This window comes from Janthinobacterium sp. LPB2021202312-11-4, assembly GCF_037049705.1.
Lineage (GTDB): Bacteria > Pseudomonadota > Gammaproteobacteria > Pseudomonadales > Pseudomonadaceae > Aquipseudomonas.
In genome coordinates this window covers 446946-455435 of the sequence record NZ_JBAGKV010000001.1, presented here as the reverse complement: position 1 = coordinate 455435, position 8490 = coordinate 446946, and the positions used below count along the sequence as shown (strand labels likewise).

General features: G+C 58.7%; 10 protein-coding genes. 4 read left to right on the top strand and 6 right to left on the bottom strand.

Annotated features, from left to right (window positions below):
• The 4 genes from V5E99_RS02095 to V5E99_RS02080 all read right to left on the bottom strand — a co-directional run.
• The coding region (locus V5E99_RS02095; protein ID WP_499800528.1) for a hypothetical protein at positions 1-407 on the bottom strand (407 nt) is incomplete at its 3' end.
• A 56-nt stretch (positions 408-463) separates the two neighbouring features.
• Entirely contained in the window at positions 464-1381 is a 918-nt protein-coding gene (locus V5E99_RS02090) for a YifB family Mg chelatase-like AAA ATPase (RefSeq protein ID WP_499800526.1), read from the bottom strand.
• A 965-nt stretch (positions 1382-2346) separates the two neighbouring features.
• Entirely contained in the window at positions 2347-2874 is a 528-nt protein-coding gene (locus V5E99_RS02085) for a BRO-N domain-containing protein (protein ID WP_499800525.1), read from the bottom strand.
• 371 nt (positions 2875-3245) lie between these two features.
• Entirely contained in the window at positions 3246-3506 is a 261-nt protein-coding gene (locus V5E99_RS02080) for an accessory factor UbiK family protein (protein ID WP_259497511.1), read from the bottom strand.
• A 415-nt stretch (positions 3507-3921) separates the two neighbouring features.
• Between V5E99_RS02080 and glnK the strand changes: the two genes are divergently transcribed.
• The 4 genes from glnK to sutA all read left to right on the top strand — a co-directional run bounded on the left by glnK (position 3922) and on the right by sutA (position 6702).
• Positions 3922-4260, top strand: coding sequence for a P-II family nitrogen regulator (gene glnK / locus V5E99_RS02075; protein ID WP_002555808.1), 339 nt, complete (start codon positions 3922-3924; stop codon positions 4258-4260).
• Positions 4261-4295: 35 nt separating this feature from the next.
• Positions 4296-5633, top strand: a complete 1338-nt coding sequence (locus tag V5E99_RS02070) for an ammonium transporter (protein ID WP_499800522.1) — start codon at positions 4296-4298, stop codon at positions 5631-5633.
• A 214-nt stretch (positions 5634-5847) separates the two neighbouring features.
• On the top strand, positions 5848-6273 hold the full coding sequence (locus tag V5E99_RS02065) for a secondary thiamine-phosphate synthase enzyme YjbQ (RefSeq protein ID WP_008030499.1): 426 nt from the start codon (positions 5848-5850) through the stop codon (positions 6271-6273).
• Between the two features lie 102 nt (positions 6274-6375).
• Positions 6376-6702, top strand: coding sequence for a dormancy-specific transcriptional regulator SutA (gene sutA / locus V5E99_RS02060; protein ID WP_499800521.1), 327 nt, complete (start codon positions 6376-6378; stop codon positions 6700-6702).
• Positions 6703-6886: 184 nt separating this feature from the next.
• Here sutA and V5E99_RS02055 read toward each other — a convergent pair whose 3' ends face one another.
• Together V5E99_RS02055 and xerC are read right to left on the bottom strand one after the other, a co-directional pair.
• Positions 6887-7594 carry an HAD family hydrolase gene (locus V5E99_RS02055; protein ID WP_499800519.1) on the bottom strand — a complete coding sequence of 236 codons (708 nt, stop codon included), beginning with the start codon at positions 7592-7594 and terminating at the stop codon, positions 6887-6889.
• Positions 7591-8490, bottom strand: a complete 900-nt coding sequence (xerC, locus tag V5E99_RS02050) for a tyrosine recombinase XerC (protein WP_499800518.1) — start codon at positions 8488-8490, stop codon at positions 7591-7593. The genes V5E99_RS02055 and xerC overlap by 4 nt, the downstream gene beginning before the upstream one ends.

Here is an 8490-nt window from a genome sequence, read left to right as displayed (position 1 = left end):
AGGTATTTGTCTATTGCTTCGATGGTCAGCGGAAATGAGTAATCTTTTTTGGTGGGGTATATTGCTGATAGGAAAGGAATTACTGATATAAAAAACTTCGCTCGTTGGGATCGAAGTGACGGAGCCGTTTCAACATGTTGTTCTGAATATAAAAAACCCAGAAAGCCTTCCGCCATTTTTCGGAATTTCGATTGCGATCGCGGAGTTACCAACTGACGGGTTATCTGGAGGTAGCACTCAAAGCTCTTCAGCGTAATCTGCACCACCGATGAGCATAGCCGACCACGGCTCGACATTGCGTCGCTAAATATTGCCCTTTGGTGTTCATCCAGCTGCTCAAACGGGTAATGATCATAGTGGACTCCATTTGAGAAGATTGGTAACGATTCTACGGACGGAAATGCCATGGTAAACCCTTGATCTGACGGTCTAAATTCGATTTTTGACAGCCAAACCTAAAAAGTCAAAATATCAGTTCATCCAGGAATAGAACGCCATGGTGGGCGAGGGTGATTTCGCCGGGCTGCGGCTTTGACCCGCCACCCACCAGCGCCGGGCCCGATGCGGAGTGGTGCGGTTGGCGAAACGGTCGCTGTGGCCAATGACTTAGCGGCATGCAACTGACGACTGACTGAATCGCCGCGACTTCCAGCGCTTCCGTCTCGGCCAAGGGTGGCAATAGCCCTGGCAAGCGGCTCGCCAGCAAGGTTTTCCCCGTTCCCGGTGGACCGCTGAACAACAGGTTATGAGCGCCCGCAGCGGCAATCAGCAGCGCACGCTTGGCCGACAGTTGCCCCTGCACTTCATTCAGATCGGGATAGGGTTTGCTGGCGTACAACAAACCATCGGAAACGTAAGGCTCCACCGGGGTGTGCCCGTTGAAGTGCGCAACAGCCTGAAGCAAATGATCCACCGCAATCACTTTCAACCCCGACGCCAGGCACGCTTCTTCGGCATTCGCTCGCGGCACCACCAGCGTCCGCCCGGCCTTGCGCGCCGCCAGCGCTGCGGGCAACACACCGCGAACCGCCCGCACGGCGCCAGACAGCGCCAGTTCGCCCAAGCATTCCACGTCATCCAGCGTCAACGTCGGCACCTGCACACTGGCCGAGAGAATCCCCAAGGCAATCGCTAGATCGAACCGCCCGCCGTCCTTCGGCAAGTCCGCCGGGGCGAGGTTCAGCGTGATGCGCCGCGCCGGAAATTGCAGGCCGGAATTGATGATCGCGCTGCGCACCCGATCCTTGCTTTCCTTTACGGCAGCTTCAGGCAAACCGACCATCGTCAGCGACGGCAAGCCGTTGGCCAAATGGACTTCTACAGTAACGGCGGGCGCATCAACACCAATCTGGGCGCGGCTGTGGACGATGGAGAGGGACATGGTCGTTCCTTGAGCTTTTACGGGAACCGCTTCCTGCGGTGTTTGAAGGGTAGTCGGGTGGTGAGGCGGCGCAGGAGCCAAACTTTCGCAGGATGTTGCGAGTGTCTTTTTGGTGGGTAAAGCGTAAGGGAGAGGGGAGTGCTGACGTAATCAGTCGCGGGATGAGGTTGTTGTAGGACGTTGCCTGGAGAGATGAAGGACGTCGGTGAAGGCTAAATCGCAGGCGAAAAAAAACCGCCTTGAGGAGACGGTTTTTTATTTGCAGGCTTCGGTGAGGCCGAGGCCTGTGCTTCCTCAACGCATACACCCACGATGGGAAGCCTATTCAAATTTGATCATCCCGGCAAGCGTCAATAACGAATCTGCTAAGGGTAGGCGCTAACAACTGCGAGAGCTGGAAAGGGCGTTTTCCATTTCATGAATTGATACAACTCGTTAGAAGATTTGAAAGGTAAGTACTGAATGAACTGGGATAGCATTCGCCGCGATGAGGCTCAATAAGTGGGTGATCGCGAAGTGTGGCCGGGGGCGTAAAGATTTTCATGTTCCTCAACACGGTGTGAGAATCGTGCCGGTGTTGGTTTTGAGGAACCCACACCCGGCCGCCTCGACGCATACACCCACATGTATGCCCAAAGGTGCGCGTACGCCGGAAAGTGCACTGGAGGTTTGGCCTCACGCAAGGAGGGCCAAAGTATGTCTAAGTTTCTTAAACATATGTGGAGCCTCGTTAGGAACGCGCTATGGGCTTTTCGCCTGTACGAGTTTCTGCGGGACCGCTGGGATGATCCGCAGTAAGGATTGACCCGGTGGAAACCGCCCCGGCTTCGGCTGGGGCGGTTTTTCGATCTGTATGAAAGTTAGGAGCTTCATGTTCCAAGTCAGGTCGAGCGTCTTCCGCACTGCGCCTGATCCTCTGCTCTCAAACGAAACCCCACGCTGTAAGCGTGGGTTTTTCTTTGTCGTCAGAATGCCTGGAGCATTCGCGATGCACGCTTCCACCACGGCAGATCCCCCGCCCGTCGTGGCCGCTCACCCTCCGGCAGCATGTGCGGAACATCCTGCAACCGAATCCACGGCTGGTTATTCCAGTGCAGCAAACTCAATGACATCTCCGGCCAGTTCAGCAGGCTCAGGATCGGGCGTTCGGTTGTGGTCGGGTATTGGGCATCTCGGAGGGCGGGCACTACGTCGTGGGTCAGCCATTCGCGCAGGCCTCGGTATTCGGGGCAGTAGTGGTAGATCAGCAGTGCGTAGACACCGGACTCGCTAATGAGCAGGGTGTTTTCGATAGTGCCGTGGATGAGTATTTGCAGGGTTTGATGTTGGTCGGGGTCGAGTTTGCGGACGGCGCGTTCGTCGAGGAACAGGCGCAAGAGTCGGCCAAGGTCGCGGGCGCTGAACCAGGGTTGGTTTTCAATCAGGAGGGCGTGGAGGTGGAGTTTGTGGCGGGTGAAAACATGGGGAATCAGGTACGTGTCGTCGCTATTCATCGATACAACTCCTTTTGCTAAAGGGGCTGCCGTCAATCGTCGCCAAACGATTGGGTGGCAGCTGTACGCGGGTTGGCGAACCGGAGCAAAAGGAACCCGGCAGACCTGAAGGTCTCCCACGCACAGCCGCCATGACTCGATGTGGCGGAAGTAAATCCGCCGTCGATGGTCGCCGTACGCCTTAAGCTTCCAGGTCGCCAAACCCAGTGCTGAATAAGTCAGCTGAGAATGAGCTTAGGAGCCGGAGCTTCACGACGCTATCGGACGGAGGTAGTGATCTTTGTAGGACGTTGCCGAGATGTTTGCGGGGCTGAGATCAAAAGATTGCAGCCTTCGGCAGCTCCTACGGGGAGAGCGCATTGTCAGCCGGGTTATTCGGCTGGCGGGTTGAGCTTCGCTTCCAGCTCGGCGACCTTTGTCTCAAGGCTTTCCAGGCGTGCGCGAGTGCGGGCGAGCACAACCATCTGGCTATCAAACTCTTCCCGGCTCACCAGATCCAGCTTGCTGAAGCCGCTTTGCAGCAGGGCTTTGAACTGGCTTTCGATTTCGCTTTTCGGCAGCGGGGTTTCGCCGCTGAAGAGGCGGGAGGCGGTGCCGCTCAGGGCGTCGAGGAAGTCTTTGGGCGCGAGCATGGGAAAGGTCCTGGAAACAATGGCGGGCAGTGTATCACGCAGTGTCTATAGTCAAATCCGCAGGCACGGATGCACGCTTTTCGCGCAGGCGGACGGACGGCAACGCACTGTTGTTGTGCGTAATCCCGCTGGCAGTGGCGCGAAGCGGCTTGCGACAGCGGCCAAGGGATTGAATTCAGTGGGTTTTGGCGAGATGGCAAGCTTTCTGCTTAGTCGCTAGTGACCCATGCACTGATGCAGTCGCTGTGACGAATGCAGTGCGCCACGTGGAACGGGGAAGTTTCGCACGGAGTGGTTAGCTGGCGTCGGACGGGCAGGTTGGGCCGACGATGCGTTACAAAGCCAGGCACTGCGCTTAGACTTGAGTCGGGTTTGTTTTCCTGGGGCAAGTCCACCAATTCGGGAGAGAGTTTTCATGAAGCTAGTCACTGCCATCATCAAGCCGTTCAAACTGGACGATGTACGCGAGTCGTTGTCCGAGATCGGCGTGCAGGGCATTACCGTTACTGAGGTCAAAGGCTTCGGTCGGCAGAAGGGTCACACCGAGCTGTATCGCGGCGCGGAGTACGTGGTCGATTTTCTGCCCAAGGTGAAGATTGATGTCGCCATTGACGACAAGGATCTTGACCGGGTTATCGAGGCGATAACCAAGGCAGCCAACACCGGCAAGATTGGTGACGGCAAGATCTTCGTGGTCAATCTGGAACAGGCGATTCGCATCCGTACCGGCGAAACCGATACCGACGCAATCTAAGCCGCCACAAACCCAACGCCCCAGGAGAAAACAATATGACTCTGCGTAAATTCGCAGGGCTAGGAGCCCTGTTGTCCATCGTAATGCCCGGCCTGGCCATGGCGGCAGATCCGGTGGCACCTCCAGTCCTCAATTCCGGCGATACCGCCTGGATGCTGACCTCGACTGCCCTTGTGCTGTTCATGACCATTCCTGGTCTGGCGCTGTTCTACGGCGGCATGGTTCGGTCCAAAAACATTCTTTCCGTGATGATGCAGTGCTTCGCCATTACCGGTCTGATCACCATCCTGTGGTTCATTTATGGCTACAGCATGGCGTTCGATACCACGGGGATGGAAGCCAACGTCGTCAACCTCAACTCCTTTGTCGGCAGCTTTGCCAAGGCCTTCCTCGCGGGCATCACGCCTGCCAGCATTACTGGCCCGGCGGCGCTGTTCCCTGAGGCAGTGTTTGTTACCTATCAGATGACCTTTGCGATCATCACCCCGGCGCTGATCGTCGGTGCGTTCGCCGAGCGGATGAAGTTCTCCGCGATGCTGGTCTTCATGGGCGTCTGGTTCACCCTGGTTTACGCGCCAATCGCGCACATGGTCTGGAGCGGTCCGGGTTCGCTGTTGGGCGACTGGGGCGTGCTCGACTTCGCGGGCGGCACCGTGGTTCACATCAACGCCGGTGTGGCTGGCCTGATTGCCTGCCTGGTGTTGGGCAAGCGCAAAGGCTTCCCGACCACCCCGATGGCACCGCATAACCTCGGTTACACCCTGATGGGCGCGGCGATGTTGTGGGTCGGCTGGTTCGGCTTCAACGCCGGTTCCGCCGCTGCGGCCAACGGCACCGCCGGTATGGCGATGCTGGTGACTCAAATCGCAACCGCCGCCGCAGCACTGGGCTGGATGTTCGCCGAGTGGATCACCCACGGCAAACCAAGTGCACTGGGCATCGCCTCGGGTGTGGTTGCCGGTCTGGTGGCCATTACTCCGGCTGCCGGCACTGTGGGCCCGATGGGCTCGCTGATCATCGGCCTGGCGGCTGGCGTGGTGTGCTTCTTCTGCGCCACGACCCTGAAACGCAAACTCGGCTATGACGACTCCCTGGACGCCTTCGGTGTGCACGGTATCGGCGGTATCCTCGGCGCGATCCTGACCGGTGTGTTCGCAGCACCGTCCCTGGGTGGCTTCGGCACCGTTACCGACATCGCCGCTCAAGTCTGGATTCAAACCAAAGGCGTGGGCTTCACGGTGATCTACACCGCGATCGTCACCTTCATCATCCTCAAGGTCCTGGACGCCGTCATGGGTCTGCGTGTGACTGACGAAGAAGAAGCGGTCGGCCTCGATCTGGCACAACACAACGAACGCGGCTACAACTTGTAAGACGCGCACTCAAAAACTTGCCCGGCTCGCCGGGCATTTTTTTGTCCGGGATTTGTCGTTAACGAAGTTGCTCAAAGGTTTTTTCCTACGGCTTATGTCGTGTTTACGGCGAGCGTTTTTCTGAGGCGAAAAACTTACAGCATTGCAGGAATATTAGGGCCTTTGTTTTTTCCCAGAGCGCGCTAGAATGCGCCCCGAACGTGCGGAGAACTGTATGTGGCAACAGACTCTGATTACCCTGCGGGCAAGGCCCCGGGGCTTTCATCTGGTAACGGACGAGTTACTCGCCGGCCTGCCTGAACTCAAGGCGTGTCGGGTCGGTCTGTTGCATTTGTGGCTGCAGCATACCTCGGCGTCGTTGACCATCAACGAGAACGCCGATCCGGCGGTCCGTCGCGACTTCGAACGATTTTTCAATCGTCTGATCCCACAAGGAACAGACGGCTATGAGCATAACGACGAAGGCCTGGACGACCTCCCGGCGCACTTCAAGGCCAGCGTACTTGGCTGTCAGCTCAGTTTGCCGATTTCGGCGGGCCGACTGGCGTTGGGCACCTGGCAAGGCGTTTATCTGGGCGAGCACCGTGATTTTGGCGGTGCCCGTAAAGTCCTCGCCACCGTGCACGGTGAAGAGGCATAAACCGCTGGTTACCGGCGGCTGTAGAATTTTTTCCGGCGGCCTTCGACAGATGGCGAAGCTGGGCTATAACTAATCTGCTTTTCGCAAGTCATGAGGTAGAACATGAGCGACGATGATCTGGAAAACGACGACCTCGAAGTAGGTGACGAAGACGAGGCCGAAGAAGGCCTGGAAGCAGCAGCGGAAGACGTTGCTGACGACGATGGTGGCGAAGACACGCCGGCCCCGACCGCCAAAGGCAAAGCCAAGGCTGCGGTGTCGGTCGATGAGTTGCCGAGCGTCGAAGCCAAGAACAAGGAGCGCGATGCCCTGGCCAAGGCCATGGAAGAGTTCCTGGCCAAAGGTGGCAAGGTGCAGGAAGTGGAGGCCAATGTGGTCGCCGATCCGCCCAAGAAGCCTGATAACAAGTACGGCAGCCGGCCTATCTAAGCGCCTGTTACTTGCTTGCTGAAAAAGCCCGCCGTCGCTGCGGGCTTTTTCATGGGCGAGGATAAAAGGCGTGACACCGCCCCTGTAGGAGCAAAGCTTGCTCGCGATGAGGCCAGCACATTCAAAATGGACGTTGGCCGACCGGCCGCTATCGCGAGCAAGCTTTGCTCCTACGGGGTTGTGGTCAGGCGGAAACCGCGTTCCAGCGCGCCAGCAGTGCGGGTAGATCGGTCAGGCTACGGATCTCCGCGTCCGGCAAACGATCCGCTTCCCAGGCTTTGCCCGTCGGGTTAAACCAGATCGCGCGCAACCCGGCTTGCTGGGCGCCCGCGATGTCATCCCCCGGATGATCGCCAATGTGCACTGCCGTCTCGGCTGTTGCGCCGCCGCGCTGCAAGGCCTCGTGAAACAGCCGCGCATCAGGCTTGGCGATGCCGATGTCTTCGGCGCACAACGCAAACTTGAAGTAGTCCGCCAGCCCCAGCCGGCTGACATCGGCATTGCCATTGGTCACCACGCCGAGGGCGTAATGGTTGGCCAGGATCTCCAGGGTCGGCTCGACCTCGGGAAATACCTGGATCTGATGCCGGGCATGCAAAAACACCTCGAAACTCTGATCCGCCAGGTCCGAAGCCTGGCCATGGTCGTAACCGGACTCTTCCAGCGCATGGAACAGCACCCGCCGACGCAAAGCGCTGATGCGGTGCTTGAGGCCCGGTTCGTTGTTCAGTACTCGTTCGCGAATGGCCCATAAATGTTCCACCGGCACCGCGCCCAGCTTCGGTGCGTGCTCGGTCAGCCATTCGCGCAGTGTGGCTTCGGCGCTGACGATCACCGGGGCGGTGTCCCACAGGGTGTCGTCGAGGTCGAAGGTGATCAACTGGATTCTCATGACTCATCGCCCTTAATGCGTTTAGCCCGTGGATGGGCGCTGTCGTAGACCGTTGCCAGGTGCTGGAAGTCCAGGTGGGTGTAGATCTGGGTGGTCTTGATGTCCGAGTGGCCGAGCAGTTCCTGCACCGCGCGCAGGTCCTGGGAAGATTCGAGCAAGTGGCTGGCGAAGGAGTGCCGCAGCATGTGCGGGTGCAGGTTTTGCCCCAGTTCGCGCTCGCCGGCAGCCTTGACCCGCACCTGAATCGCCCGTGGGCCGAGGCGCCGGCCTTGCTGGCTGACAAACACCGCTTCGTCCGCCGGGTTGGTCATGGCGCGCATTGGCAGCCACAGTTCCAGCGCTTCGCGGGCCTTTTTGCCGACCGGCAGCAGTCGTGTCTTGCTGCCCTTGCCGAGCACTTGAACCATGCCGTCGGCCAAGTCGAGTTGATCGAGGTTGAGCCCGGTCAGTTCCGAAAGCCGCAAGCCCGAGGAGTAGAACAACTCCAGAATCGCCTGGTCCCGCCGCGCCAGGAAGTCATCTTCCACGGCACCTTCCAGCAGTTGCAGTGCGCGGTCGGTGTCGAGGGTTTTCGGCAGGCGACGTTCGCCCTTGGGCGGCGCCAGGCCGTTGGCCGGGTCGTGATCGCACAGGCCTTCGCGATTGAGGTAGTGATAGAGCCCGCGCACCGCCGACAACAGCCGCGCCAGGCTGCGGGACGATTGGCCTTGTGAATGCAGACGCGCGATCAGGCTGCGCAGGCGCTGGATATCCAGTGCCGCCCAACTGTCGATGTTCTGTTTGACGCACCAGCCCAGCACTTTGTCGAGGTCGCGGCGGTAGGCGTACAGCGTATGAGGCGACACCTGTCGCTCACTGCGCAGGTGTTCGCAGTAAGCGTCCAGTTGTCGTTCCAC

Bases quoted from the DNA above. Each gene is read 5' to 3' on its own strand.
- V5E99_RS02090 (WP_499800526.1), bottom strand. From the start codon at position 1,381: ATGTCCCTCTCCATCGTCCACAGCCGCGCCCAGATTGGTGTTGATGCG.
- V5E99_RS02085 (WP_499800525.1), bottom strand. From the start codon at position 2,874: ATGAATAGCGACGACACGTACCTGATTCCCCATGTTTTCACCCGCCAC.
- V5E99_RS02080 (WP_259497511.1), bottom strand. From the start codon at position 3,506: ATGCTCGCGCCCAAAGACTTCCTCGACGCCCTGAGCGGCACCGCCTCC.
- glnK (WP_002555808.1), top strand. From the start codon at position 3,922: ATGAAGCTAGTCACTGCCATCATCAAGCCGTTCAAACTGGACGATGTA.
- V5E99_RS02070 (WP_499800522.1), top strand. From the start codon at position 4,296: ATGACTCTGCGTAAATTCGCAGGGCTAGGAGCCCTGTTGTCCATCGTA.
- V5E99_RS02065 (WP_008030499.1), top strand. From the start codon at position 5,848: ATGTGGCAACAGACTCTGATTACCCTGCGGGCAAGGCCCCGGGGCTTT.
- sutA (WP_499800521.1), top strand. From the start codon at position 6,376: ATGAGCGACGATGATCTGGAAAACGACGACCTCGAAGTAGGTGACGAA.
- V5E99_RS02055 (WP_499800519.1), bottom strand. From the start codon at position 7,594: ATGAGAATCCAGTTGATCACCTTCGACCTCGACGACACCCTGTGGGAC.